This is a genomic window from Microbacterium sp. JAI119 (genome assembly GCF_013410135.1).
Lineage (GTDB): Bacteria > Actinomycetota > Actinomycetes > Actinomycetales > Microbacteriaceae > Microbacterium > Microbacterium oxydans.
In genome coordinates, this window is sequence record NZ_JACCCK010000005.1 from 1 (window position 1) to 270 (window position 270).

The 270-nt window shown below is 61.5% G+C and carries 1 rRNA gene; it reads left to right on the forward strand.

Going from position 1 to position 270, the window contains the following annotated elements:
• Positions 1 to 87, forward strand: a 5S ribosomal RNA gene (rrf, locus tag HDC31_RS17210); the annotation flags it as partial.
• Positions 88 to 270 lie beyond the last annotated feature (183 nt).

Genomic DNA, 270 nt, shown 5'->3' on the forward strand with positions numbered 1-270 from the left:
GGTTACATTCCGAACCCGGAAGCTAAGCCTCACAGCGCCGATGGTACTGCAGGGGGGACCCTGTGGGAGAGTAGGACACCGCCGGACTCCTTTTAGACAAAATGGCCACCCATCGTTGGGTGGCCATTTTGCGTTTACACGAAGAGAACAGGGAGCATCATGCCAGAAGAGGAAGAGCGCCGTCCGCGTCGCAACGACGACAACGGACCGCGCGGGAACCGCGCTTCTGGCGGACGCCCCAACTACAGCAGCCGCGATGGTGGCGCTCCT